Here is a 24,235-nt window from a genome sequence, read left to right as displayed (position 1 = left end):
CTGACGTCGCAGCCCTGTCGGGAATACGAAAACGGCCGGCGAACCCCAGGTCCGCCGGCCGCTATTCGATTGCCGCGAAGACTGCGGATCAGGCCGCGTAGCCGCCCACGCGCTTGATGTTGCAGCGGGTCCAGAGCTTTTCGAGCGCCCGGACCAGGTCGTCCATCATCTCGTCGGTATGGGCCGGCGAAGGGGTGAAGCGCAGGCGTTCGGTGCCCCGCGGCACGGTCGGATAATTGATCGGCTGGACATAGATGCCGTAGTCGCTGAGCAGGATGTCCGAGATCATCTTGCAGTGGACGGGATCCCCCACCTCGACCGGCACGATGTGGCTCACCGAGGGCATGACCGGCAGGCCGGCCTTGGCCATGCGGGCCTTCAGGGCGGCGGCGCGCTCCTGGTGGGCGACGCGGACCTCGTTGTGTTCCTTCAGATAGCGGATCGACGCCACCGCGCCCGCGGCCAGGGCCGGCGGCAGCGAGGTGGTGAAGATGAAGCCGTCGGCATAGCTGCGGATGGCGTCGACGATGATCGCATCGGCCGCGATATAGCCGCCCATCACGCCGAAGGCCTTGCCCAGGGTGCCCTCGATGATGTCGATCTGCGACATCACCCCGTCACGCTCGGCGACGCCGGCCCCGCGCGGGCCATACATGCCGACCGCGTGGACTTCGTCGATATAGGTGAGCGCGCCGTACTTCTTGGCCAGGGCGATGGTGCCGGCGATGTCGGCGATGTCGCCGTCCATCGAATAGACGCTCTCGAAGGCGATCAGCTTCGGCGCGGCCGGATCGGCGGCGGCCAGAAGCTCCTCGAGATGGGCCAGGTCGTTGTGGCGGAACACGTGACGCTCGCCGCGACCCGAACGGATGCCCGAGATCATCGAGTTATGGTTCAGGGCGTCGGAATAGATGATCAGGCCCGGCAGCACCTTGTAGAGGGTCGAGAGCGACGCCTCATTGGACACATAGCCCGAGGTGAACAGCAGAGCGGCTTCCTTGCCGTGCAGATCGGCCAGCTCGGCCTCCAGCTCGACATGGTAGTGGGTGGTGCCCGAGATGTTGCGGGTGCCGCCGGAGCCGGCGCCGCTTCCTCGATCGCCTTGTGCATGGCGTCGAGCACGACGGGGTTCTGGCCCTGGCCGAGATAGTCGTTCGAGCACCAGACGATCACGTCGCCCTGGCTCCCGTCATCCTGGGTCCAGGTGGCGCGGGGGAATTCACCCCGATGGCGCTTGAGGTCGGCGAAGACCCGGTAGCGGCCCTCCTGGCGAACCTTGTCGACGGCGGTGCGGAAGGCGTCCTGGTAATTCATCGAAGCTGAAACCCGGTCGCGCGTTTGACCATCTCGCGCAACGGCCGGTCCCCTTGTTGTGACGGGCTTTTCGCACCCACGGTTTACGTTGTCTACAAGCGCCGATGTCGCTGGGGCTTGATTTGCATCAAGACGATTGACGCTCCAGCTTGGCCTACGGCGCGACCCCGCGAAACAGTTGCAGGATCGCCGAAAAATCTTTTCCGCCCGCCCCCAGCCGGTCGAACAGGGCGTAGAGCGCCTCGGCCTGTGCGCCCAGGGGCGTCGTGGCCCCGGCCTTGGCGGCGGCTTCCTGGGCCAGCTTCAGGTCCTTCAGCATCATCGCCGTGGCGAATCCGCCCTGATAGTCGCGGTTCGAGGGGGCGGACTCCACCAGGCCCGGCCACGGGGCATAGGTGGTGAGAGACCAGCATTGCCCGGAGGACTTCGAGGCGATCTCGAAGAATCGCTCGGGATCAAGGCCCAGCTTCTCGGCGAGGGCGAAGGCTTCGCACACCCCGATCATCGAGATGCCGAGCACCATGTTGTTGCAGATCTTGGCCGCCTGCCCCGCCCCATGGTCGCCGGCCCGAATCACGGCCTTGGCCATGGGGGCCAGCACGGGCTCGATGGCGGCGAAGTCGGCCTCGGCGCAGCCGACCATGAAGGCGAGCGTGCCCGCCTCCGCCCCGGCCGCTCCGCCGGACACCGGCGCATCGGCGAACCGGAAGCCCAGGGCCGTCACCTCGGCGGCGACCGCGCGAGCGCTTTCCACGTCGATGGTGGAGCAGTCGATGAACAGCGCGCCGGCCTTGGCCCGGGGCGCGATCTCGTCGCGATAGACCGCCCGCACATGCGGGCCGGCCGGCAGCATGGTGATCACCACGTCGGCGCCCTCGACGGCGTCGCCGGCTGAGGGGGCCGGACGGCATCCCGCCGCCGCCGCGCGGTCCAGCGCGGCGGCGGACAGGTCGAAGGCCATGACCTCATGACCCGCCTTGGCCTGATTGGCGGCCATGCCGCCGCCCATGTTGCCGAGCCCGATGAAGGCGATGCGGGTCATGTGGTCTCTTCCCTGATGCGTTCGCGGCTTATTTCGGCCGCTGGAACTTGTAGATGAACTGGTCGGTATGGCCGCGGACGGCCGGATCGAAGACGTTCTTGGTGTAGTCGTCCTTCGGGTTGCGCAGCACCTTGCTCTCGCCGACCAGCTTGAAGCCGGCGGCCTCCAGCTCGGTCTTCACGATGGCCGGGTCAATGCGGTGCAGGGTGTTGGCCGCGTCCACCGGCGTGCCGGCCGGGGCCGCGTGGTCGAGGACGATGTAGTAGCCGCCCGGCTTCAAGGCGTTGAACACCGCCTTGTTCACCGCCGCGACGTCCAGGTTCAGGCGGGTCAGGTGCAGGTCATGATAGTTCTGCGAGGTCCAGATCACGTCCGCCGGCGTCGGCAGGGTGAAGGTCTGGAAGTTGGCCGCCACGATCTTGACGTTGCCGTAGTTGGGATCGGCCGCGATGGCGGCCACCGCCGGCGGCTTGTCCTTGTTGGCGGCCTGGGCCTCGGAGATGATCGCATAGACCGCGCCCTTGGGGCCGACGGCCTTGGCGAAGATGCGGGTGAAGTAGCCGCCGCCGGGCAGGAAGTCGGCGACCGTCTGGCCGGGCTTCACGCCGGCGAAGTCCAGCATCTCGGCCGGCTTGCGGTCGGTGTCGCGCGCGGTGTCCTCGGCGGGGCGGCCCTGGTCGGCCACGGCGGCGGTGACGGCGGCGGTCGGCGCGGCGAGCGCGGCGCCGGCGGAGCTGAGGGCCATGGCCGCGACCGCGGCCAGCAACAGATTAGATTTCATCGCATCCTCCCATGAGCAGGCGGCCCCGATACCATCGTTCGGTCGGCGGCGTCCCGTTACAGACCAGTTAGGGGCGACCAGGCCTCTGCGGAAGGCAGGGGCGCGAAGATGGAGTTGATCATGGCGTCAGTGACACCGGAAAGGGACGCGGGGTTCCATTTCGGAGCATTGTCCTTCTCCACGATCACCGCCCGAACCCCCTCGATGAAGTCGTGGCGCTGCACGACGCGGGCGCCGATGCGGTACTCCAGCTCCATGTTTTCGGCGAAGCTCTTGGCCTGACCGCCCAGCTGGAGCTGGCGGAAGGCGACCTTCAGGGTCTGGGGCGACTTGGTCGCCAGCGCCTTCAGCTGGTCGCGGGCCCAATCGGTGTCGGCCGCCTCCAGGGCCGCAACGATGGCCTCGACGCTGTCATGGGCGAAGATCCGGTCGATCTCGTCCTGGTGCGTCGCCAGCGGCGGGCGCCCGGCGTCGCCCTCATATTCGGTGAGCAGGGTCTCAACCGCGGCCGGATCGGCGATCACAGCGGCCTTGAAGGCCTCGATCTTGGCGGACTCGATGAAGTCGGTGGCCATTCCGATCAGCTCGCAGTCGGCCGCCTTCACCCGCGCGCCCGTCAGCGCCAGCCAAAGGCCGATATGGCCCGGCATGCGCGGCAGGAACCAGCCGCCTCCGACGTCGGGGAACAGGCCGATACCGGTCTCCGGCATGGCGTAGGTGGTCCGTTCCGTCGCGACCCGATAGCGCGACGGCGCGGCCAGGCCGACCCCGCCGCCCATGGTCACCCCGTCCATGATCGTCAGGACGGGCTTCGGATATTCGAACAGCAGGTGGTTCAGGCGGTATTCGGTGAAGAAGAACGCCCGCGCGGCCTTGCCATCGCCCGCGCCGCTCTCGGCCAGCATGCGGATGTCGCCGCCGGCGCAGAAGCCGCGCTCCCCGGAATGGTCCAGCAGGACCAGCTCCACCGCCGGATCGTCCTTCCAGGCCAGCAGCGCCTGGGTCATCGCCACGCACATGGCGGAGTTGAGCGCATGCAGCGCCTGGGGGCGGTTCAGGGTCAGCCGGCCGACGCGGCCCTCGACTCGGATCTGGACGTCAGCGGTCATTGGCGCAGCAGCTCCCGGGCGATGATCACCCGCATGATTTCGTTGGTGCCCTCCAGGATCTGGTGGACGCGCAGGTCGCGGACGATCCGCTCCAGCGGATAGTCGCGCAGATAGCCGTAGCCGCCGTGCAACTGCAGGGCCTGGTTGGCGACCTCGAACCCGGCGTCGGTGGCGAACCGCTTGGCCATGGCGCAGTACTGGGTCGCCTTGGGGTCCTTCTTGTCGAGCGCGTCGGCGGCGCGGCGCACCATCAGGCGCGCGGCGTCGAGCTCGGTGGCCATGTCGGCCAGCCGGAACTGCAGGGCCTGGAACTCCTTGAGCGCCTGACCGAACTGCTTGCGACTGTCGAGATAGGCCTGGGCCGTCTCCAGGGCGAGCTGAGCGCCGCCCAGCGAGCAGGAGGCGATGTTGATCCGCCCGCCGTCCAGTCCGGCCATGGCGAAGCGGAATCCCTCGCCCTCCCCGCCCAGGCGGTTGGCCTCAGGCACGCGCACACCGTCGAGATTGACCTGGGCGGTCGGCTGGGCGTTCCAGCCCATCTTCTTCTCGTTGGCCCCGAAGGACACGCCCGGCCAGTCGCGCTCGACCACGAAGGCCGAGACGCCCTTGGCGCCGGCCCCGCCAGTGCGGGCCATGACCAAATAGACGTCCGAAACTCCCGCGCCGGAAATGAAGGCCTTGGAGCCGGTCAGCACATAGTGGTCGCCGTCCCGGACCGCTGTGGTGGCGAGCGCCGCGGCGTCTGATCCCGAGCCCGGCTCGGTGAGACAATAGCTCGCGATCAGCTCCATGGCCGTCAGCCGGGGCAGATAGCTATGGCGCAGATCGTCGGATCCGAACCGGTCGATCATCCACGAGACCATGTTGTGGATCGACAGGAAGGCCGCGGTCGCCACGTCGCCATGGCTCAGCTGTTCGAACACGATGGAGGCGTCCAGCCGGCTGAGCGCCGAGCCGCCGACATCCTCGGCCACATAGAGGCCGGCGAAGCCCAGGCCGGCGGCCTTGCGCAGCACATCGACCGGGAAATGGCGTTCCTCGTCCCAGCGCGCCGAATGGGGCGCAAGCTCCTCGGCGGCGAACACGCGGGCCGCGTCCTCGATCGCCCGCTGATCCTCGGTGAGACTGAAGTCCATGGTCCTGGGAACCGCCCTCAATATGGTTGGGTTGAGGAACTGGCTCCGCTGGCGCAACCTGTCAACGACGTGACGCTGCGGCTGGAGAGGATTCCCATGGGCGACGACGCCGGCCGTTGGCGGCAGGGAGAGACGGCGCGGAACCTCGCGCTGGTGAATTATGGGCTGCTGTTCGCGGCGATCTTCTTCGCCGGCGTCCCCGCCCTGATCGCGGTGATCATCGCCTATGTGCAGCGCGACGAGGCTCCGGCGCGCATTCGCAGCCACCACACCTTCCAGATCCGCATCTTCTGGGTGGCCTTCGCCCTGACCCTCGCCGCCGGCGTCTGCTTCGTGACGGCCCTGGTGAGCGGCCTGTCCGAACTCATCGCGGCGGGCGGGGTCCATGGCTGGAGCCAGGACCACAGCTACAATATCGAGATGGCCCATATGAGCCTGGACGGTCGGGTCATCGGCCTGGTGGTCGCCGGCGTGATCCTGTCGATTCTCACCGGGCTCTGGCTTGTCGCCGCCCCGGCCATTGGCTTCATCAGGCTTGCGTCCGAGCGGGGGATCGGCGACAGCGCGGCCTAGGTTCCCCCGGAGTCCCGACCATGTCCCCCGCCCCCCTCGCCGCCTATCCCGCCCTGCGTCTGCGCCGCCTGCGCCAGGCCGACTGGGTGCGCCGCCTGGTGCGCGAGACCGTGCTGACGCCCGCCGACCTGATCTGGTCGATGGTGGTGCATGAGGGCGAAGGCGAGATCCCCGTGGCCTCCATGCCCGGCGTGTCGCGCCTGTCGGTGAAGGAATGCGCCAAGGCCGCGGTCGAGGCCCGCCGCCTGGGCATCCCGGCGATCGCAGTCTTCCCCCATATCGACGGCGCCAAGAAGGACGCCGCCGGCACCCTGGCGCTGGATCCCGACGGCGTCGTCGCGCGAGCAGTCAAGGCCATGAAGGACGCCGCGCCGGAAGTCGGAATCATGTGCGACGTTGCGCTCGATCCCTTCACCGACCACGGCCATGACGGGATCATCGAAGGCGGCCGCATCCTCAACGACCCAACGATCGAACGCCTGGTCGCCCAGGGGATCATGCAGGCCGAGGCCGGCGCCGACATTCTCGCCCCCTCCGACATGATGGACGGCCGGGTCGGCGCGCTGCGCCAGGCGCTGGAAGGCGGCGGCCATCAGGATGTGATGATCATGTCCTATGCGGCCAAGTACGCCTCGGCCTTCTACGGCCCCTATCGCGAGGCCATCGGCTCCGGAAAGCTGGGCACGGGGTCAGTGGACAATCCCGGCGACAAGAAGACCTATCAGATGGACTTCGCCAACACCGAGGAAGCCCTGCGCGAGGTGGCCCTCGACATCGCCGAGGGCGCTGACATGGTCATGGTCAAGCCGGGCATGCCCTATCTCGACATCGTCCAGCGGGTGGCCGAGACCTTCAAGATGCCGACCTTCGCCTTCCAGGTCTCCGGCGAGTACGCCATGATCAAGGCCGCCACCGGCAATGGCTGGCTGGACGAGGACCGGGCCATCATGGAGAGCCTGGGCGCCTTCAAGCGCGCCGGCGCGGCCGGGGTCATCACCTATTTCGCGCCGGTGGCGGCGCGCATGCTGGGGGCGTGAGCCGGATCATCCAGGTCGTCGCGGCCCTGATCCGCGAGACGCGGGCCGGCTGCTGACGGTCCGCAAGGCCGGCACGGTGACCTTCATGCTTCCGGGCGGCAAGCCCGAGCCGGGCGAGGCGGAAATCCCTGCCCTGGCCCGGGAGCTGGAGGAGGAACTGGGCTGCCGTCTCGACCAGGCCACGGCCTTTGGTCGCTTCGAGGCGCCCGCGGCCAACGAGCCTGACGCCCTGGTGCGGTCCAGCGTCTACGAGACGACCGTGAGCGGCGAGATCGCCCCCCGAGCCGAGATCGAGGAACTGCTCTGGATCATCCCGGGGTCGCTGCCGGATGTGCGGCTTGCCCCGCTGCTGGAGACCCGGGTCCTGCCGGCGCTCAGGGCGCGCTCGTGAAATAGGTGCTGGGCTCGGTCATGCCCGGCAAGGTGATCATCTTCTCGAACCGCATGCCGATCTTTTCCAGGACGCGCATGGACGCCTGATTTCCCGGCTTGGTGATCGCCAGGATCAGGCCCAGGCCCAGCACCCGGCGCGCATAGTCCAAGGTCGCCGAGGCGGCCTCCACCGCATAGCCCCGCCCCCAGGTCTCCTCCAGGAAGGCGTAGCCGACGTCCGGGGCCTCAAGACCGTCACGCCGGACCAGTCCGCAAATCCCCACGGGCGTATCGTCCTCGCGCCGGGCGACCCGCCACAGGCCATACCCGTTCTGGGCATAGCTGGCCCCAGGGCCCTCAAGAATGTAGCGCCGGGCGCTCTCCAGATCGCGGACTCCGCGATCCCCGATGTTCTCGATGAATCCGCGGGACGAGAGCAGCTCAAGGACAAAGGCCTCGTCCAGACCCACCTGCAGCTCCCGCAGGGCCAGCCGATCCGTCTCGATCAGGTTCCCCATTCTGTGCTCCACGCATCTTTCTAGCTTAGCAATGCCGGATTAGCGTCTCGCGTCGAGTCCCGCCGCAGCCACCGGGCGAGGACCGCCGCCCGGAGGACTCTTTCATGGCCAAGCAAGCCGCCGCGACGACAGGGCCCACCACGGGGCAATTGCCAGAGCGCATTATCTACAATTGCGGGACCATGATCGGCGCCTGCGCCACCTTGATCGGGCTGGTGAAGATCGTCGAGACTCACAAGGGGCCCAGCCATGTCGATGAATATGCGGGCGGGGCCGCCGTCGCCTTCGTGCTCAGCGCCCTCTTCGCCTATCTTTCCCTGAGGTCGGACCAGCGCACCACCTTGCATCATCGCCTGGAGCTGGTCGCGGACACGCTGTTCATCCTGGGGCTGGTCGGCCTGGGGATCATCGGCGCGATGTTCGCGTTCGAAGTGATCTAGCCGGTAACCTAAACCGCATCTTAACGCGCGTCGGCCACCCTTCCCTCAGTCAGTCGGATCGGGGTTGAGTCATGGCGGTCGGCGAAGCGCCGGTGATGATCAAGAAGGTCAAGAAGGTGGTCGGCGGCGGCCACCACGGCGGCGCCTGGAAGGTCGCCTACGCCGACTTCGTGACCGCGATGATGGCCTTCTTCCTGCTCATGTGGCTGATCAACACCACGAGCCCGGAACAGAAGAAGGGCATTGCCAACTATTTCGCGCCCGCCAGCGTGTCGGAGACGACCTCCGGCGCCGGCGGCATCCTGGGCGGCACCGCCCTGGGCGAGGATGGTTCGGCCCACGCCGGATCGTCGTCCGTGATCCAGGAAATGGCGCCGGACTCCCAGAACCCGGACAATGGCCGGGCCAAGGACGCCGCCAAGTCGGCCAACGACGCCCAACCCTCCCAGGACTCCATGCGCGAGGCGATGGAGAAGCGGGAGGAAGCGGCCTTCGCCTCGGCCGCCCAATCTCTGCGCCAGGCCCTGCAGGACATGCCGGAGCTGGCCGAGCTCTCCAAGAACATCATCGTCGACCAGACGCCGGAAGGCCTGCGCATCCAGCTGGTCGACCAGGAAGGTCGCTCGCTGTTCGACCAGGGCCAGACCCAGCCGAACGCCCGGGCCAAGGTGCTGCTGCGCGCGGTCGCCAAGATCATCAACCAGCTGCCGAACCGCATCACCATTTCGGGTCACACCTCCGCCAGCCTGAACGGCGCTCTGGCCGACGGCGACTGGGCGCTGTCCTCCGCCCGCGCCGACGCCTCGCGCAAGGTGCTGCAATCGGCCGGCGTCGCGCCGGACCGGGTCTATCAGGTGTCGGGCAAGGCCAATTCCGAGCCGCTCTATCCCGACGACCCTACCCTGCCCGGCAACCGGCGGATGGCCATCGTGCTGCTTCGCGAGGCGCCGGTGCTGCCGCCAGACCACGCCTTCTGATCCGATGGCGGACCTCCGACGCCAGCTCAGGGTCCGGTTAAGCCAGCACAAGCCCGTGATCGCGGGCGGACATGGACGCTTTGACGCGCCCAGCGGGGGATTGTCCCCAAAGCGCGGACTTGCGCGCATCGCCAGCATGACGCCTAATCCCTTCAGGCGCCCTGTTTTCAAGGTGATCGCAAGTCCGTGACGCAGCATTTCCCGACGCGACAGCTCAGGTTCTTCCTGACCGCGCCCTCGCCGTGTCCCTACCTGCCTGACCGCCATGAGCGGAAGGTTTTCGCGCACCTGCCTCTGTCCGACGGCGCCAGTGTCAATGACAGCCTGACCCTAGTGGGCTTCCGCCGGTCCCAGAACATCGCCTATCGCCCGGCCTGCGAGTCGTGCTCGGCCTGCGTCTCGGCCCGGATTCCGGCGCGCGACTACGTCTTCTCGCGTTCGGAGCGCAAGGTTCTCGCCCGCAATGACGACCTGGAGCGCCACCTCGTCGAGGCCGAGGCGACCATGGAGCAGTTCGATCTGCTCCGCCGCTATCTGCTGACCCGCCATGCCGACGGCGGCATGGCCGAAATGGCCTGGCCCGACTATGTCGCCATGGTCGAGGACACCGCGGTCCGCACCCACATCATCGAATATCGCCTGAAGTCCAAGGATGGCGGCCCCGGTGATCTGGTCGCCTGCGCCCTGGTCGACATGATGAGCGACGGCCTGTCCCTGGTGTACAGCTTCTACGACCCGACCTTGGGGCGTCGCAGCCTGGGCTCCTTCGTGATCCTGGACCACATCGTCCAGGCCCGCCTGACCGACATTCCCTACGTCTATCTGGGCTATTGGGTCAGGGGCTCGGACAAGATGGACTACAAGGTCCGCTTCTCGCCGATCGAGCTGCTCCGTCCCGAGGGCTGGAGCTTGATGTCGGCCCGAGATCGCAAGCCCGCCGAGGGCTGAAGCCCCTCTCGGACGCGCGCCATCAACAGGCGTTCGGCGCTCATCCCCAGACGTCGCCGCCCGCCGCATCGACCCGCGCCCGTCCGCTTGGTAAATTCAGATCGTGACCTGCCGCGCCGGACGTCCCGCATGACCCGCCAGCTGCGCCTGAAACTCAGGCGACCGGTGTCCTATGCGCGCAGCGACTTCGTCACTGGCCCCTCGAACGCCCATGCCCTCGCCGCCCTGGACGCCTGGCCGGGCTGGCACACCGGTTGCCTGGCCCTCGTCGGGCCCGAGGGCTCCGGCAAGACCCATCTGGCGCGCGATTGGGCCGCCCGCGCCGACGCCATCACCCTCGATCGCCTGGCCCCCGCCGTCGCCCACGCGCCGGGCCGTCCCGTCCTGCTGGAGGATGTCGATCTGGGCGTCGATGACGAGGCGCTGTTCCACCTGATCAACATGGCCGGCCACGAGGGCGGCGGGCTGCTGCTGACGGCCAAGACAGCCCCGGTCGCCTGGCCCGCCGCCCTGCCCGACCTGCGCTCCCGGCTCAACGCCATGCCCGTTGCCCTGATCGAGGAGCCGGACGATGTCGTGCTGGAAGGCGTGCTGCGCAAGTTCTTCAAGGCCCGCAGCATTCGTCCGCCCAAGGAGGTCTTTCCCTATCTCCTGCGGCGCATGGAACGGTCGATCCCGGCCGCTCGTGAGATCGTCAAGCGGCTGGACGACGCCGCAGATGACGAACAGCGGCCCATTTCTCGCGCGCTCGCCCGGCAGATTCTCGAGGGAGATACGGAGAATCTTGACCTTTTCCAGGGCTGACTTGCAGCTGTCATCCGTCGGGTTCAAGACCACTTGATCCAACAGATGTCTGAACGGCCGTCTTAGAGTAGAACCGACCATGCCCCTCGCTGCGCCCATCGCCCCTCCGGTCGCCGACGCCGCTAGTCTTGTCCTGGATCCGGACCTGGCGAAGTCGCCGTCGCGGTTCTTCAACCGCGAACTCTCCTGGCTGGCCTTCAACGAGCGCGTCCTCGACGAGAGCAAGAACCCGCGCCATCCCCTGCTTGAGCGCCTGCGCTTCCTGTCGATCTGCGCCAACAATCTCGATGAATTCTACATGGTGCGCGTGGCCGGCCTGAAGGCTCAGGTCCGCGAGGGCGTGCGCGCGCTGAGCCAGGAAGGCCTGACCCCGGCTGAGCAGCTCGAACGGGTCAATGCCGAGGCCGCGGTGCTGATGGCCGACCAGCAGACCCGCTGGCGCAACCTGGCCGCCGAGCTGGCCGACGAAGGCCTCCGCGTCGTCTCCCCCGACCAGGTCACCCTGACCGAGCGCCAGGCGCTGGAAGAGGTGTTCCTGTCGCGGGTGTTCCCGGTCCTGACGCCGCTCGCCATCGACCCGGCCCACCCATTCCCCTTCATCCCGAACCTCGCCTTCTCCCTGGTGCTCAAGCTGCGCCGGGCGGGCGACGGGCGGATGCTCTACGCCCTGGTCCCCATTCCGGCCCAGGTCGCCCGCTTCTGGGAACTGCCGGCCCCGGCCGGCCGTCGCCGCAAGACGGAGCGCAGGTTCATCGCCCTGGAAGGCATGGTCGCCCTGTTTCTCGACCGGCTGTTCCCCGGCTGCGATATCGATTCGCTCGGCGTGTTCCGCCTGATCCGCGACTCGGATGTGGAGATGGAGGAAGAGGCCGAGGACCTGGTCCGCGAGTTCGAGATGCGCCTGAAGCAGCGCCGCCTCGGCTCAGTGGTCCGGATCGAGATCGAATCGGCCATGCCCAAGGAGCTTCGCGTCTTCATCAGCGAGAACCTCCACGCCCAGGACGAGGATGTGGTCCTGATCGACGGCCTCCTGGGCCTGGACGAGCTCAACCAGCTGATCCCCGCCGACCGGCCGGAGCTGAAGTTCAAGGCCTTCGAGCCCCGCTTCCCCGAGCGGATCCGCGACCACGCCGGCGACTGCTTCGCCGCGATCCGCGAAAAGGACATCCTCGTCCACCACCCCTTCGAGAGCTTCGACGTGGTGGTCCAGTTCCTGCGGCAGGCCGCCCGCGACCCCAATGTGCTGGCGATCAAGCAGACCCTCTACCGGACCTCCTCCAACAGCCCGATCGTCGCGGCCCTGATCGAGGCGGCCGAGAACGGCAAGAACGTCACCGCCCTGGTCGAGATCAAGGCCCGGTTCGACGAGGAGGCCAATCTGAAGTGGGCCCGCGATCTGGAGCGCGCCGGCGTCCACGTCGTCTTCGGCTTCGTCGAGTACAAGACCCACGCCAAGCTCTCGATGGTGGTGCGCAAGGAGGGCGATGCGCTGCGCACCTACTGCCACTTCGGCACCGGCAACTATCACCCGGTCACGGCGCGCATCTACACCGACCTGTCCCTGTTCACGACCGACCCGGCGCTGGGTCGGGATTCGGCGCGGCTGTTCAACTACATCACCGGCTATGCGCGGCCCGACCGGCTGGAGAAGCTCTCCTTCTCGCCGGAGACCATGAAGCACGACCTGCTCGACCTGATCGGGCGCGAGGCGGACAATGCCCGGGCCGGCAAGCCGGCGGCCATCTGGGCCAAGCTAAACGCCCTGGTCGATCCGGTGATCATCGACGCCCTGTACGCCGCCAGCCAGGCGGGGGTCTCCATCGACCTGGTCATCCGCGGCATCTGCTGCCTGAGGCCGGGCGTGCCGGGGCTGTCGGACAATATCCGGGTCAAGTCGATCGTCGGGCGGTTCCTGGAGCACGCGCGGATCGTCGCCTTCTCCAACGGCGCGCCCATGCCCTCGGCCGAGGCCCGGGTGTTCATCTCGTCGGCAGACTGGATGCCCAGGAACCTGGACCGGCGCGTCGAGGCCCTGACCCCGGTGGAGAACCCCACCGTGCACCAGCAGGTGCTGCAGCAGATCATGGTCGCCAATCTGAAGGACGAGGCGCAAAGCTGGACGCTGGACGCCCAGGGCCGCTATACCCGCGATCCATCATGGGATCACCCGGGCGCCTTCTCCGCGCACGAGTACTTCATGACCAACCCGAGCCTCTCCGGCCGGGGGCAGAAGGTGAAGGACATGCCGCGCGCGATTGATCATGTGGCCTCGCGCGGACAATAGCCCGGGCCGGCAGGCCGCCGTCATCGACATCGGTTCGAACTCGGTCCGCCTTGTGGTTTACCGGCTGGAAGGCCGTGCGATCTGGACGGTCTTCAACGAGAAGGCCCTGGCCGGACTCGGCCGGGACCTAACCTCGACGGGGCGCCTGTCGCCGGACGGCGTGACCACGGCCCTGATGGCTCTGCGCCGGTTCCGCACCGTGCTGGACGGATGGCCCGCCTCCGAGATCGCCGTCGTCGCCACGGCCGCGGCCCGCGAGGCCCAGGACGGCCCGGCTTTCCTGCAGCGCATCCACGATGAGACTGGCTTTCGGGTCCGGGTCCTGTCCGGCGAGGAAGAGGCCCGCTATGCGGCGCTCGGCGTCCTGGCCGGCCATCCCGACGCCCAAGGGGTGGTCGGGGACCTCGGCGGCTCCAGCCTGGAGCTGATTCGCCTGCCCGACGCCCAGGACGGCACCACCTTGCCGCTCGGCCCCTTCGCGCTCGGCGCGCCGGCCGCCCTCGACAATGACCGCACCCGACGCAAGGTCGACCAGATCCTGCGGCCCGTGGCCGACCGCTTCCAGACCCGCGAGTTCCACGCCGTCGGCGGGGCCTGGCGCAATCTCGGCCTGCTGCACATGGCCATGGCCGACTATCCCCTGCACGTCGCCCACCAGTACGAGATCGGCCGTTCGGACGCCGTCGACCTCGCCCGCTTTGTCGCCCGGCAGTCCAAGGGCTCGCTGGAACGGATCGAGGGGCTGTCCAAGAAGCGCTTCGACACCCTGCCCCATGCCGCCGTCGTGCTGGAGGCGCTGATCGAGCGCCTGGGCGTCGAGCGGGTGGTGATCTCCGCCTTCGGCGTCCGCGAGGGCCTGCTGCTGGAGGGCATGAGCGCCGAGGACCGCGCCAAGGATCCGCTGATCGAGGGCTGCGAGTCCCTGACCGCCCTGCGCGGCCTGATGAGCGACCTCGGACCGGCCCTGGAGGCCTGGCTCACTAGGCCTTTCTCGCGTCTGCCGGCCATGTTCGGCGAACGGGACGGCGTCCTGCTGGCCGCGGCCTGCCGGCTGGCCGATCTTGGCGCCCGTCTGCACCCCGATCACCGGGCGGATCTCGCCTTCGACCAGGTCCTGCGGGCGCCGATCGCCGGCATGAGCCACGCCGAGCGCGCCTTCCTGGCCTCGGTGGCCTTTTCGCGCCATTCCTCGGCGCCCAATCCGCCGGATCCCGCGACCATCGCCCGCGTCCTGACGGTGGAGCGACGCCAGCGCGCCCGGGCCCTGGGCGCGGCCATCCGCCTGGGCTGCGACCTGGCGGGCCGCAATCCGACACTCCTTCCCCATTCGAGCCTGGACATCAGCGGCGAGACCCTCACCTTGTCCACCGATCCGGCCTGGACGGACATGCTGCTCGGCGAGCAGACCACCAAGCGGGCGACCACCCTGGCTCAGGCCCTGAAACTGAAACTCCAGCTGGGCTGAGGCCCGGCGCGTCCCGGAGACGTCCATGCAGCTGTTGATGTCCGCCGCCGCCTTTGAACGGGTCAAGGATCGCATCTCGCCCTTCGCGCCGGGCCTCGACATCATCACCGCCGTCGGGCCGGACAGCTTCCAGCGCAACGGCGCGGACTATCCGGCCGCCTCGGTCGATCCCGACATCGTCTGGACGACGCTCGACGCCTATGCCGGCGGCCAGATGCCGGCCCTGATCGGGGCGATCCTCAAGGGGACCAAGCCCTGCTGGCTGCAGACCTTCAACGCCGGGCTCGACGCGCCGATCTTCAAGTCGATCATGGCCAAGGGCGTGCGCATCTCCAAGAGCAACGCCCAGGCCGTCGCCATCGCCGAATATGTCGTCGGCCACGCGCTCAGCCTGATCCTGCCGATCGACCGCGCTCGCGCCCTCCAGGCGGAGAAGTCCTGGAAGCCCACGCCCTATCGCGAGGTCAGCCAGTCGCGCTGGACCCTGATCGGCTATGGTTCGATCGGCCGCGAGATCGCCCAGCGGGTCAAGTCGTTCGGCGCGCATCTGACGGTGGTCCGCCGCCATGTCGGGTCTGACGATCTGGCCGACCTCGTCACCGACATGTCCGCCCTGCCGGAGGTGCTGCCGCAGTCCGACGTCGTGGTCCTGGCCTGTGCGCTGACCGACGAGACCCGCGGCATGGCCAATGCCGGCTTCTTCGCCGCGATGAAGCCCGGATCGATCCTGATCAATATCGGCCGGGGCGGTCTGGTCGACGAGGACGCCTTGCGCGTCGGGCTCGACACCGACCAGCCGGCCCACGCGGTTCTGGACGTCTTCGCCGTGGAGCCCCTCCCCCAGGACAGCTGGATCTGGGAGCATCCCAAGATCCGGGTCACCGCCCACACCTCCAACTCCGGCCTGGGCACGCCCGGCCGAGGCGACGATCTGTTTGTCGCCAATCTGAAGCGCTACCTGAACGGCGAACCGCTGCTCAACGAAGCGCACCCCAGCGAAGTGGGCCTCTGAGCCTGGGGATAAGTCTGTGGAAGACCTGGGGGCGGCCTGGGAAGAACCTGTGACCGCCCTGGGGACGCGCGAACCGTCCTAGGTCTCGACGATCGCCTTGCCGACGGGCGCCAGGGAGATCAGGGCCAGCTTGAAGTGCTGGATCCCGAACGGAATGCCGATGATGGTCACGCAGAGGCCCGCGCCCAGCACCAGGTGATGCAGGGCCAGGTACCAGCCGCCCAGGACAAACCACACCACGTTCAGCAGGAAGCCGACGGCGCCTGTGCCGAGGTCGCCCCGGTGCGACAGCTCGGCCCGGCTGACCACCTGGCGGCCGAACGGCCAGGCGCTGAACCCGGCGATCCGGAAGGCCGAGAAGGCCCAGGGCAGGCCCACGATGGTGATCGCCAGCAGGACCCCCGACAGCATCCACAGCAGGAATGAGATCCAGCCGCCCAGGATGAGCCAGAGGATGTTGAGCAGCAGGCGCATGGGCTATTCCGCCGCGCTGGCGCGGGGCGCCCGGCGGACTTCGACCACCCGCACCCGCGTGCCGTCCAGCACTAGGGCCAGTTCGCCGCGCTTCAGCTTCAGGGCGTCTTCGCCGAACGCCTCACGCCGCCACCCACTGAGCGCCGGCGTCTTGGCGTTGTCGTCATTGGCGATCAGCTCAAGATCCGAAACCGTGGCGATCAGCTTGGACGCCACGCCGGCGTCCTCGGCGCGCGCCTTCAACAGCACCTTGAGCAGCTCCACGACCGCGCCGGCGGCCGGCGAAGGCGCCACACGGCTGCGCTCGATCACCGGGGCATAGCCCTCAGGATCCTTCAGCGCATCCCGGACGGCGGTCAGCAGGTCGGGTCCAAACCGCGAGCCGGAAAAGCCCTTGGGCACCGAACGGAGGCGGTCGAGCTGGGCGGCGTCGGTCGGCGCTTGGGTGGCGACCTCGTCGATCGCCTCGTCCTTGAGGATCCGGCCGCGAGGCTGGTCGCGCAGCTGGGCGGTGCGCTCCCGCCAGGCGGCGACGGCGCGATAGACGGCCAGATATTTGGCGGTGTGCTTGCGCGGCTTCAGCCTGCGCCAGGCGTTCTCCGGATCGACGTCATAATTGGCCGGATCGCAGAGATTGCTCATCTCGTCGGTCACCCAGGCCAGGCGACCTTCTTTTTCCAGCCGCGCCTTGAGCGTCGGATAGAGCTCGGCCAGGTGGGTCACGTCGGCCAGGGCATAGGTCAGCTGGGCGTCGGTCAGCGGCCGGCGCGCCCAGTCGGTGAACCGGCTGGACTTGTCCAACTCAATCTTGAGCATCTGTCGGACGAGGGCGTCAAAGGCGATCTGCTCGCCATAGCCGGCGGCCATGCCCGCGACCTGGGTGTCGAACAGGGGCGTGGGCATCGCCCGGAGATTGTTGAAGATCTCGACGTCCTGGCGGGCGGCGTGGAACACCTTTTCGATGCTCGGATCGCGCATGACCGCGAGGAAGGGTTCGAGGTCGATCCCCTCCGCGAGGGGGTCGATGACGGCTTCTGCGCTAGGCGCTGCGGCCTGGATCAGGCACAGCTTCGGCCAGTAGGTCGTCTCGCGCATGAACTCGGTGTCCACGGCGACGAACGGCTGGCCCTTAAGCTTGTCACAGAACGCCGCGAGTTCGGCGGTGGTTGTAATCGGCGTCATCAATTAGCTATAGCCCCGCGCGTACCCGAGTCTGCAACCCCGGCGGCGATTTTCTTGAGGTTTTCCATCCCATGAGCGATCTGCCGAACGGGCTCACCTACGCGCAGGCCGGCGTTGATATCGACGCGGGCAACGCCCTGATCGAAAAGATTAAGCCGCTGGCCAAGGCGACCCGCCGTCCGGGCGCGGACGCTTCGCTCGGCGGCTTCGGCGCGCTGTTCGATCTGAAGGCGGCCGGCTATGCCGATCCGCTGCTGGTCTCGACCACGGACGGGGTCGGCACCAAGCTCAAGGTCGCCATCGAAACCAACCAGCACGACACGGTCGGCATCGACCTCGTCGGCATGTGCGTCAACGACCTGCTTGCCCAGGGCGCCGAGCCGCTCCTGTTCCTGGACTATTTCGCCACCGGCAAGCTGAACGTCGATGAGGCCGCCCGCGTGGTGGGCGGCATCGCCCAGGGCTGCACCCTGGCCGGCTGCGCCCTGGTCGGCGGCGAAACGGCGGAAATGCCCGGCATGTACCGCGAAGGCGACTATGACCTCGCCGGCTTCTCGGTGGGCGCGGTCGAGCGCGGCGCGGTCCTGCCGCGGCTGGGCGACCAGGCGGTCGGCGACCTGATCATCGGGCTCAGCTCGTCCGGTCCGCATTCCAACGGCTATTCCCTGATCCGCCGCATCGTCGAGCGTTCCGGCCTCGCCTGGGACGCCCCGGCGCCCTTCTCCGAGGGCCAGACCCTGGCCCAGGCGCTGATGGCGCCCACCCGCATCTACATCAAGAGCGTGCTGCCGCAGATCAAGGCCGGCCGGATCAAGGGCTGCGCCCACATCACCGGCGGCGGCCTGATCGAGAACCCGCCCCGCGCCATCGCCGAGGGGCTTGAGGCCCAGTTCGACTGGAATGCCTGGCCCCTGCCCCCGGTCTTCGCCTGGATGCAGCAGGTCGGCGGCGTATCCGACCACGAACTGCGCCGCACCTTCAACTGCGGCGTCGGCCTGATCCTGATCGTCGCGCCGGAAGATGCGCCGGCGGTGCTGGAAGGACTGCTCGCCGCCGGCGAGGACGCCTTTGTCTGCGGTCAGTTGGCGAAGGCCGGCTGAAGCAGATCCGCCATGAAGGGCGGAACCGAACGGCCGATCGAGACCAGATAGGCGGCCATGGCGCCGGCCACCTGCCGCACGGCCGGCCGGACGCTCATCCGATCGCGCCAGGCCAGCAGGCGGGGGGTTGAACCCGACAGGATCGCGCCCTTCCGCTCCCCGAACAGGGTGGCCATGTAGACGGCGATATCGGCATAGCTGAAGGTTCCGGCCACGAATTCCCGCCCGGCCAGCAGCCGCTCCAGCTCCTCGTGGAACCGCGCCGCGGCCTCGCGCGCCGCCACCGCCGCCGGATCGCCCGGCGTCTCCTCCAGGCCCATCAGCCGGATGATGTGGGGGAAATAGACCTCGTCGGCCTTGTGTTCGATCAGCCTGGCCTCCGCCCGCGCCCGAGGGGTGTCCGGCCAGAGCGCAGGATCGGGCTTCAGGTGCTCGAAATATTCGAAGATCTGGGTGGAATCGAAGATCTCCAGCCCGTCATCGATCAGCACCGGCACCTGGCGCTTGGGATTGATCCTCAAGACATCCGGATGCTTGGGCTCATAGCCGGCGTTCGGGTCGTAGGGCACCATGAAGACCCTGACCGGCAGGCCCTTCTCCAGGGCGGCGATCTCGGCCTTCGCGCCGAACATGCTGAGGGGACCGGAATAGAGGCGCACGGGCGGACTCCTTCGCTGAACTACGAGGGAACATATCAGGAACCGGGAATATTTCCAGCCCTCAGCGCCCGTCGGGGCCGGCCACCACCTTGGCGTCATGCAGCTTGGCGATCTCGCCGCCGGACATCTTCAGCACCTCGGCCAGCACCTCGTCGGTGTGCTGCCCCAACACCGGCGCGGCCACGACGTCGCCGCGCAGGTCCTGCGGGATCGTCGCCATGGCGCCAGGCGCCGGATAGGTCAGGCCGCTCGGGTGGCGGACGTCCTGGAACAGCGGATTGGCCTTGAACAGCCGGGGATCCTCCAGCGCCGCCTCCAGGGTCTGATACGCGCCCCAGGTCACCCCCCCGGCGTCGAAGGCCGGAGTCAGCTCGGCCGCCGTGCGCGCGGCGAAGGCGCGTTCGAACAGGGGATAGAGGCGCGCGCGGTGGGTGAACCTCCGGCCTTCGTCGATCGCGAAGGAGACGCCCAGCTCGGCCTCCAGGGCCGCAACCTCGGCGGCGATGCCCAGGGTCTCCAGCGCCTTGCTCCACTGCTTGGGCGTGATGGCCAGCAGCATCAGCTTCACCCCGTCCTTGGTGGTGAAGTCGCGGCCGAAGGCGCCGAAGATGTCATTACCCATGCGCGGGCGCTGATGGCCGCTCAGCAGGGTCTCGGCCGTGAAGCCGAGATTGGCCATGGTCGCGGCGCCGATATCGGACAGGGGCGCGCGAATCTCGCGGCCGCCCTGCCCCCGCATCCGCGCCAGTAGGGCCGAGACCAGGGTGAAGGCGCAATAGGCGCCGGTCAGCAGGTCCCAGGCCGCCAGCACGTGGTTCACGGGCCGCTCATCCCCCACGGGTCCGGTCATCAGGGGCAGGCCCAGGGCGGAATTGATCGTATAGTCCATGCCCTGTGAGCCATCGGCCCAGCCCATGACCCGGACGCAGATCAGGTCGGGCCGGATCGCGCTGAGCTTCTCGTAGGACAGGAAGCCGTCGACCGGGAAGTTCGTGACGAACAGGCCGCCGTCCTCGCCGGGCGCCGCGGCGAGCCTCTGGGCCAGCTCCCGGCCGGCCGGCTCGACAGGTCGATCGCCACCGACTTCTTGGCCTTGTTGAGCCCCTCCCAATAGAGGCTCTTGCCCTCGTGGCTCAGGGGCCAGCGCTTGAAGTCGGGACCGCCGCCGATGTTGTCGAAACGGATGACCTCGGCGCCCATCTGGGCGAGGTAGAGCCCGCAGGTCGGGCCGGCGACGAAGGCCGCGCCCTCGACCACGCGAAGGCCTTTCAAGAGGTCGTACATGGCGGGGCTCCTGGATGAATGGCCGGTCCTGGCTACCCCAGGCCGCGGCCGTCGGGAAGGATAGCCGTAACGGAACCCTGGTCGGTCGCTTCAGGCGTCTCCAACCTTCTTGTCGCCCTTCAGGAGGGCCACGATCGCCATGCCGTGACCCCGCCCGAGGTCGTAGTCCTCGGCGAGCCAGGCCAGGACCACGCCCGCCTTGAGGTCCTTGCGCAGGACCCCGCCGACGGTGAACCCCTTCTCCGCGGCGATCCGCCGGAAGTCATCTGGAGTGCGGCCGGTCTTGGCCTGGATGTTGTCGAGATAGGCTTGGAAGGACACGGAACCTCACCGTTCAATCTGGGGTCTGGGTCTAGGACGGCTGAATATCGACCGAACCGACAGGATCATCCAGGGCGTGGCGGCCGGCCCGTCGATCAAGCAAGATGTCCGCCACCGAGGGCGCCAGGGCAGAAGGGGGAAACACAATGACCGGCATCGAAGTCCGCTACGCGGCCGAGGATATCGAATTCGTCGGGACCCTGTTCCTGCCCTCCGGCTCGGGCCCAGCGCCGGGCGTGCTGGTCGCCCACGAGTCGCCGGGGATCACCCAACACACCCTGGACGCGGCGCAGCGTCTGGCGGCGTTGGGGTTTGTCGCCCTGGCCACGGACTATCAAGGCGGCGGCCAGGTCGTGACCGATCGCGACGAGACCATGCGGCGCTATGTGCGGTTCATGGCCGACCCCGCCCACATCCAGGCCCGACTAGGCTCGGCCCTGCAGGCGCTCAAGGCCCAGCCCCGGGTGGATGCGACGCGGCTGGCGGCCATAGGGTTCTGCTACGGCGGCACCGGGGTTCTGGAGTTGGCTCGGAAGGGCGCCGAATTGCGCGCCGTGGTGGGCTTCCACTCCGGCCTGGGGACGGCCCGTCCAGAGGACTCGTCCAGGATCAAGGCCAAGGTCCTGGTGCACATCGGCTGTGACGATCCCGTCATCCCCCTGGACCAGCGCAACGCCTTCGAGGCGGACATGACGGCTGGCGGAGTCGACTGGCGCATGACGGTCTATGGCCGCACGGGCCACAGCTTCACCAATCCGGAGGCGGATAGCTGGGGCATGCCGGGCTTCGCCTATCAGGCCGACAGCAACGCGCGAGCCTGGCGTGCGACCGAGGACCTGCTGCGCGAGACGGGCCTGATCTGAAACGAAAAAGCCCCTCCCGGCCGGGGCCGGAAGGGGCTTGAACTGGCTCAGCGGTCGCCCCGATTAGGGCGGCCCGATCAGCCGACGATGTCGGCGTCGGTGAAGAACTGGGCGATTTCGATCTTGGCGTTCTCGAGGCTGTCGGAGCCGTGGACCGAGTTCTCGCCGACGTTCAGGGCGAACAGCTTGCGGATGGTGCCTTCGGCGGCCTGTTCCGGGTTGGTCGCGCCCATGACTTCACGGTACTTGGCCATGGCGTTGTCGCCTTCCAAGACCTGCACCACGACCGGAGCCGAGGTCATGGTCTCGACCAGCTCGCCGTAGAACGGGCGGGCGGCGTGGACTTCGTAGAACTTCTTGGCCTGGTCTTCGGTCATGCGGATGCGACGCTGGGCGACGATGCGCAGGCCCGCGCCTTCGATCACGGCGTTGATCGCGCCGGTCAGGTTGCGCTTGGTGGCGTCCGGCTTGATGATCGAGAAAGTGCGTTCGGTCATGGTCTTGCGAGCTTTTTCTTGAGGAGTTCGGCGGGCGATCCCACCAAAGGGTGCGGGCTTATAGCCGCACCTTGTGACAACGCCAAGCATAGCCCCGGGCATTCCTGCCGCGACGCAGCATGCGGGCTCTGCTAAGGGCGGCGCCGCATGCTGCAGATTCACGATCTCACCTTCGACTCCTGGGGCCGCCGGTTTTTCGACCACGCGAGCGTCAGCCTGCCCGTGGGCGCCAAGGTGGGGCTCGTCGGGCGGAACGGCGTGGGAAAGTCCACCCTGTTCAAGCTGATCCTCGGACAGCTTCACGCGGGCGACGGCGAGGTGGGCTATCCGAAGACCGCCCGGGTCGCTTCCGTGGATCAGGAGCACCCGGCCACGCCGGTGACCCTGCTGGACACCGTGCTCGAGGCCGACCTCGAACGGCACGACCTGATGGGTCAGCTGGACACCGCCGACCCCGAGCATCTGGGCGAAATCTATGCGCGGCTGGCCGAGATCGGCGCGGACCGCGCGCCCAGCCGCGCGGCTGAAATCCTCTCCGGCCTGGGCTTCTCGCACGGCGACCTGGCGCGGCCGATGGCGGAGTTTTCCGGCGGCTGGCGGATGCGGGTGGCGCTGGCCGCCGCCCTGTTCGCCGAGCCCGACCTGCTGCTGCTCGACGAGCCGACCAACTATCTCGACCTGGAAGGCGCGCTGTGGCTTGAGGCCCGGCTTAAGAAGTATCCGAACACCGCGGTCATCATCAGCCACGACCGCGAGATCCTGAACAATTCCTGCGACCACATCCTGCATCTGCACGACGGCAAGCTCGACCTCTATACGGGCGGCTATGACAGCTTCGAGAACCAGCGGGCTGAGCGGGCCCGATTGCAGGAAGCCAACCGCGCCAAGGTCGACGCCCAGCGCGCGCACCTGCAGGCCTTTGTCGACCGCTTCCGCGCCAAGGCGTCCAAGGCGACCCAGGCCCAGTCGCGGCTGAAGATGCTGGCCAAGCTGCCGCCGGTCTCGGCCGTCGCCGCGGAGCACGTCGCCCCCTTCACCCTGCCCTCGCCGGCCCGGCCGCTCGCCCCGCCGCTGATCCGGCTGGAGGGCGTGGCGACGGGCTATGAGAACGCCAAGCCGATCCTGCGCCACATGAACCTGCGGCTCGACCTCGACGACCGCATCGGTCTGCTGGGCGTCAACGGGGCCGGCAAGTCGACCTTCGCCAAGCTGATCGCGGGCGCGCTCGAGGCCCAGGCCGGGGAACTGCACCGGGATCGCCGGATGAAGGTGGGCTGGTTCCACCAGCACCAGATCGAGGCGCTCGATCCCAAGGACACCCCGCTGGAGATCATCCGCCGGGCCATGCCCGAATCCACCGAGGCCTCGCGCCGCTCGCGGCTCGCCCAGTTCGGCCTGGGCGCCCACAAGGTCGAGACCACGGTCGCCAACCTGTCCGGGGGCGAGCGCGCGCGCCTGCTCCTGAACCTGGTGGCCATGGAGGCCCCGCATCTGCTGATCCTCGACGAGCCGACCAACCACCTGGACATCGACTCGCGTCGGGCCCTGCTGGACGCCCTGAACGAGTACGAGGGGGCCGTGATCCTGATCACCCACGACCGGTCGCTGATGGAGCTGGTCGCCGACCGCCTGTGGCTGGCGGCCGACGGGGGGATCGCGCCGTTTGACGGCGACATGGACGACTACTCGAAGTTTGTCATCGAGCGCGCCCGCCAGGCCGCCAAGGGACCGACCCAGGTCCGCGAGGAGGCCCCGCCACCGGCCCCTAAGCCAATGATTCAAAAGACGAAGGTCCCGACCGGCACCGCCCGACGGCGGGCCGAGCAGGCGGAAGCCGCGCTCGCCCGGGCGACAGAGGCGGTGAGCAAACTGGACGAGGCGCTCACCGATCCGGAGGTGTTCGCCAAGAACCCCGGCAAGGCCGCCTATCTGGGCAAGCAGCGCACCGAGGCCCAGGCCAAGCTGGAGGCCGCCGAGGCCGAGTGGCTGGAGGCCGTCGAGGCCTATGAGGCGGTGAAGGGCGAGGGCTAGCGGGCGCAGACG

The 24,235-nt window shown here is 68.2% G+C and carries 24 protein-coding genes and 2 pseudogenes; 13 read left to right on the top strand and 13 right to left on the bottom strand.

Annotated features, from left to right (window positions below):
* Positions 1-88 precede the first annotated feature (88 nt).
* The 5 genes and pseudogenes from hemA to MQH10_RS12025 form a co-directional block, all read right to left on the bottom strand.
* A pseudogene (gene hemA / locus MQH10_RS12045) lies at positions 89-1,314 on the bottom strand (5-aminolevulinate synthase).
* 154 nt (positions 1,315-1,468) lie between these two features.
* The gene (mmsB, locus tag MQH10_RS12040) at positions 1,469-2,425 is read right to left on the bottom strand and encodes a 3-hydroxyisobutyrate dehydrogenase (protein ID WP_336605092.1); all 957 of its coding nucleotides are present in this window, start codon (positions 2,423-2,425) and stop codon (positions 1,469-1,471) included.
* Complete coding sequence (locus MQH10_RS12035; protein ID WP_242564297.1) at positions 2,385-3,137, bottom strand: class I SAM-dependent methyltransferase; 753 nt, start codon at positions 3,135-3,137, stop codon at positions 2,385-2,387. Before MQH10_RS12035 ends, mmsB begins: the two co-directional genes overlap by 41 nt.
* 56 nt (positions 3,138-3,193) lie before the next feature.
* Positions 3,194-4,246: an enoyl-CoA hydratase/isomerase family protein gene (locus MQH10_RS12030; protein WP_242564296.1), complete on the bottom strand. Its 1,053-nt coding sequence runs from the start codon at positions 4,244-4,246 to the stop codon at positions 3,194-3,196.
* Positions 4,243-5,382 (bottom strand): isobutyryl-CoA dehydrogenase, encoded by a 1,140-nt coding sequence (locus MQH10_RS12025; RefSeq protein ID WP_242564295.1) that lies wholly within the window; start codon positions 5,380-5,382, stop codon positions 4,243-4,245. Before MQH10_RS12025 ends, MQH10_RS12030 begins: the two co-directional genes overlap by 4 nt.
* A gap of 96 nt (positions 5,383-5,478) precedes the next feature.
* Between MQH10_RS12025 and MQH10_RS12020 the strand changes: the two genes are divergently transcribed.
* The 3 genes from MQH10_RS12020 to MQH10_RS12010 all read left to right on the top strand — a co-directional run bounded on the left by MQH10_RS12020 (position 5,479) and on the right by MQH10_RS12010 (position 7,383).
* The gene (locus tag MQH10_RS12020) at positions 5,479-5,955 is read left to right on the top strand and encodes a hypothetical protein (RefSeq protein ID WP_242564294.1); all 477 of its coding nucleotides are present in this window, start codon (positions 5,479-5,481) and stop codon (positions 5,953-5,955) included.
* A gap of 20 nt (positions 5,956-5,975) precedes the next feature.
* Complete coding sequence (gene hemB / locus MQH10_RS12015; protein WP_242564293.1) at positions 5,976-6,992, top strand: porphobilinogen synthase; 1,017 nt, start codon at positions 5,976-5,978, stop codon at positions 6,990-6,992.
* Between the two features lie 85 nt (positions 6,993-7,077).
* Entirely contained in the window at positions 7,078-7,383 is a 306-nt protein-coding gene (locus MQH10_RS12010) for an NUDIX hydrolase (protein WP_336605091.1), read from the top strand.
* On the opposite strand, the gene MQH10_RS12005 is transcribed toward MQH10_RS12010, so the two are convergent.
* Entirely contained in the window at positions 7,367-7,882 is a 516-nt protein-coding gene (locus tag MQH10_RS12005) for a GNAT family N-acetyltransferase (protein ID WP_242564292.1), read from the bottom strand. The two genes, MQH10_RS12010 and MQH10_RS12005, sit on opposite strands and share 17 nt — an antisense overlap.
* Before the next feature lie 104 nt (positions 7,883-7,986).
* Between MQH10_RS12005 and MQH10_RS12000 the strand changes: the two genes are divergently transcribed.
* From MQH10_RS12000 to MQH10_RS11970, 7 genes are all read left to right on the top strand, one after another.
* Positions 7,987-8,322 carry a hypothetical protein gene (locus tag MQH10_RS12000; RefSeq protein WP_242564291.1) on the top strand — a complete coding sequence of 112 codons (336 nt, stop codon included), beginning with the start codon at positions 7,987-7,989 and terminating at the stop codon, positions 8,320-8,322.
* A gap of 71 nt (positions 8,323-8,393) precedes the next feature.
* Positions 8,394-9,299 (top strand): flagellar motor protein MotB, encoded by a 906-nt coding sequence (locus MQH10_RS11995; protein ID WP_242564290.1) that lies wholly within the window; start codon positions 8,394-8,396, stop codon positions 9,297-9,299.
* Between the two features lie 186 nt (positions 9,300-9,485).
* The gene (locus MQH10_RS11990; protein ID WP_242564289.1) at positions 9,486-10,247 is read left to right on the top strand and encodes an arginyltransferase; all 762 of its coding nucleotides are present in this window, start codon (positions 9,486-9,488) and stop codon (positions 10,245-10,247) included.
* Between the two features lie 129 nt (positions 10,248-10,376).
* Positions 10,377-11,051 carry a P-loop NTPase family protein gene (locus MQH10_RS11985; protein ID WP_242564288.1) on the top strand — a complete coding sequence of 225 codons (675 nt, stop codon included), beginning with the start codon at positions 10,377-10,379 and terminating at the stop codon, positions 11,049-11,051.
* Between the two features lie 79 nt (positions 11,052-11,130).
* Positions 11,131-13,335 (top strand): RNA degradosome polyphosphate kinase, encoded by a 2,205-nt coding sequence (locus MQH10_RS11980; RefSeq protein ID WP_242564287.1) that lies wholly within the window; start codon positions 11,131-11,133, stop codon positions 13,333-13,335.
* On the top strand, positions 13,313-14,800 hold the full coding sequence (locus MQH10_RS11975) for a Ppx/GppA phosphatase family protein (RefSeq protein ID WP_242564286.1): 1,488 nt from the start codon (positions 13,313-13,315) through the stop codon (positions 14,798-14,800). Before MQH10_RS11980 ends, MQH10_RS11975 begins: the two co-directional genes overlap by 23 nt.
* Positions 14,801-14,825: 25 nt before the next feature.
* Positions 14,826-15,812: a D-2-hydroxyacid dehydrogenase gene (locus MQH10_RS11970; RefSeq protein WP_242564285.1), complete on the top strand. Its 987-nt coding sequence runs from the start codon at positions 14,826-14,828 to the stop codon at positions 15,810-15,812.
* 78 nt (positions 15,813-15,890) lie between these two features.
* On the opposite strand, the gene MQH10_RS11965 is transcribed toward MQH10_RS11970, so the two are convergent.
* Together MQH10_RS11965 and rnd are read right to left on the bottom strand one after the other, a co-directional pair.
* Entirely contained in the window at positions 15,891-16,286 is a 396-nt protein-coding gene (locus MQH10_RS11965) for a YccF domain-containing protein (protein WP_242564284.1), read from the bottom strand.
* Between the two features lie 3 nt (positions 16,287-16,289).
* Positions 16,290-17,468: a ribonuclease D gene (rnd, locus tag MQH10_RS11960; protein WP_242564283.1), complete on the bottom strand. Its 1,179-nt coding sequence runs from the start codon at positions 17,466-17,468 to the stop codon at positions 16,290-16,292.
* 71 nt (positions 17,469-17,539) lie between these two features.
* Between rnd and purM the strand changes: the two genes are divergently transcribed.
* Positions 17,540-18,568 carry a phosphoribosylformylglycinamidine cyclo-ligase gene (gene purM / locus MQH10_RS11955; protein WP_242564282.1) on the top strand — a complete coding sequence of 343 codons (1,029 nt, stop codon included), beginning with the start codon at positions 17,540-17,542 and terminating at the stop codon, positions 18,566-18,568.
* On the opposite strand, the gene MQH10_RS11950 is transcribed toward purM, so the two are convergent.
* The 4 genes and pseudogenes from MQH10_RS11950 to MQH10_RS11940 form a co-directional block, all read right to left on the bottom strand.
* Complete coding sequence (locus MQH10_RS11950) at positions 18,547-19,227, bottom strand: glutathione S-transferase family protein (protein ID WP_242564281.1); 681 nt, start codon at positions 19,225-19,227, stop codon at positions 18,547-18,549. The genes purM and MQH10_RS11950 overlap by 22 nt on opposite strands.
* 61 nt (positions 19,228-19,288) lie before the next feature.
* Positions 19,289-20,338, bottom strand: a complete 1,050-nt coding sequence (locus tag MQH10_RS11945; protein WP_336605088.1) for a CoA transferase — start codon at positions 20,336-20,338, stop codon at positions 19,289-19,291.
* Positions 20,339-20,343: 5 nt separating this feature from the next.
* Positions 20,344-20,511: pseudogene (locus tag MQH10_RS27085) on the bottom strand (CoA transferase); the annotation flags it as partial.
* Positions 20,512-20,601: 90 nt separating this feature from the next.
* Positions 20,602-20,832, bottom strand: coding sequence for a DUF4287 domain-containing protein (locus MQH10_RS11940; RefSeq protein ID WP_242564280.1), 231 nt, complete (start codon positions 20,830-20,832; stop codon positions 20,602-20,604).
* A gap of 146 nt (positions 20,833-20,978) precedes the next feature.
* On the opposite strand from MQH10_RS11940, the gene MQH10_RS11935 reads away from it, so the two are divergent.
* A complete protein-coding gene (locus tag MQH10_RS11935) occupies positions 20,979-21,695 on the top strand; it encodes a dienelactone hydrolase family protein (protein ID WP_242564279.1) in 717 nt (238 codons plus the stop codon).
* A gap of 77 nt (positions 21,696-21,772) precedes the next feature.
* Here the strand turns inward: MQH10_RS11935 and ndk are convergent, their stop codons facing one another.
* Positions 21,773-22,192 carry a nucleoside-diphosphate kinase gene (ndk, locus tag MQH10_RS11930; RefSeq protein WP_242564278.1) on the bottom strand — a complete coding sequence of 140 codons (420 nt, stop codon included), beginning with the start codon at positions 22,190-22,192 and terminating at the stop codon, positions 21,773-21,775.
* A gap of 147 nt (positions 22,193-22,339) precedes the next feature.
* On the opposite strand from ndk, the gene MQH10_RS11925 reads away from it, so the two are divergent.
* Entirely contained in the window at positions 22,340-24,223 is a 1,884-nt protein-coding gene (locus MQH10_RS11925) for an ABC-F family ATP-binding cassette domain-containing protein (protein ID WP_242564277.1), read from the top strand.
* The last annotated feature ends 12 nt before the right edge of the window (positions 24,224-24,235 follow it).

It is taken from the genome of Phenylobacterium aquaticum (assembly GCF_022695515.1).
Classification (GTDB): Bacteria; Pseudomonadota; Alphaproteobacteria; order Caulobacterales; family Caulobacteraceae; genus Phenylobacterium; species Phenylobacterium aquaticum.
This window is presented reverse-complemented; position numbering and strand designations above follow the sequence as displayed.

Bases quoted from the DNA above. Each gene is read 5' to 3' on its own strand.
- MQH10_RS12025 (WP_242564295.1), bottom strand. From the start codon at position 5,382: ATGGACTTCAGTCTCACCGAGGATCAGCGGGCGATCGAGGACGCGGCC.
- MQH10_RS12010 (WP_336605091.1), top strand. From the start codon at position 7,078: ATGCTTCCGGGCGGCAAGCCCGAGCCGGGCGAGGCGGAAATCCCTGCC.
- ndk (WP_242564278.1), bottom strand. From the start codon at position 22,192: ATGACCGAACGCACTTTCTCGATCATCAAGCCGGACGCCACCAAGCGC.
- MQH10_RS11995 (WP_242564290.1), top strand. From the start codon at position 8,394: ATGGCGGTCGGCGAAGCGCCGGTGATGATCAAGAAGGTCAAGAAGGTG.
- MQH10_RS12030 (WP_242564296.1), bottom strand. From the start codon at position 4,246: ATGACCGCTGACGTCCAGATCCGAGTCGAGGGCCGCGTCGGCCGGCTG.
- MQH10_RS11970 (WP_242564285.1), top strand. From the start codon at position 14,826: ATGCAGCTGTTGATGTCCGCCGCCGCCTTTGAACGGGTCAAGGATCGC.
- MQH10_RS12000 (WP_242564291.1), top strand. From the start codon at position 7,987: ATGGCCAAGCAAGCCGCCGCGACGACAGGGCCCACCACGGGGCAATTG.
- MQH10_RS12035 (WP_242564297.1), bottom strand. From the start codon at position 3,137: ATGAAATCTAATCTGTTGCTGGCCGCGGTCGCGGCCATGGCCCTCAGC.
- MQH10_RS11985 (WP_242564288.1), top strand. From the start codon at position 10,377: ATGACCCGCCAGCTGCGCCTGAAACTCAGGCGACCGGTGTCCTATGCG.
- MQH10_RS11935 (WP_242564279.1), top strand. From the start codon at position 20,979: ATGACCGGCATCGAAGTCCGCTACGCGGCCGAGGATATCGAATTCGTC.
- MQH10_RS12020 (WP_242564294.1), top strand. From the start codon at position 5,479: ATGGGCGACGACGCCGGCCGTTGGCGGCAGGGAGAGACGGCGCGGAAC.
- MQH10_RS12005 (WP_242564292.1), bottom strand. From the start codon at position 7,882: ATGGGGAACCTGATCGAGACGGATCGGCTGGCCCTGCGGGAGCTGCAG.
- MQH10_RS11925 (WP_242564277.1), top strand. From the start codon at position 22,340: ATGCTGCAGATTCACGATCTCACCTTCGACTCCTGGGGCCGCCGGTTT.
- purM (WP_242564282.1), top strand. From the start codon at position 17,540: ATGAGCGATCTGCCGAACGGGCTCACCTACGCGCAGGCCGGCGTTGAT.
- rnd (WP_242564283.1), bottom strand. From the start codon at position 17,468: ATGACGCCGATTACAACCACCGCCGAACTCGCGGCGTTCTGTGACAAG.
- hemB (WP_242564293.1), top strand. From the start codon at position 5,976: ATGTCCCCCGCCCCCCTCGCCGCCTATCCCGCCCTGCGTCTGCGCCGC.
- MQH10_RS11980 (WP_242564287.1), top strand. From the start codon at position 11,131: ATGCCCCTCGCTGCGCCCATCGCCCCTCCGGTCGCCGACGCCGCTAGT.
- MQH10_RS11965 (WP_242564284.1), bottom strand. From the start codon at position 16,286: ATGCGCCTGCTGCTCAACATCCTCTGGCTCATCCTGGGCGGCTGGATC.
- MQH10_RS11975 (WP_242564286.1), top strand. From the start codon at position 13,313: ATGTGGCCTCGCGCGGACAATAGCCCGGGCCGGCAGGCCGCCGTCATC.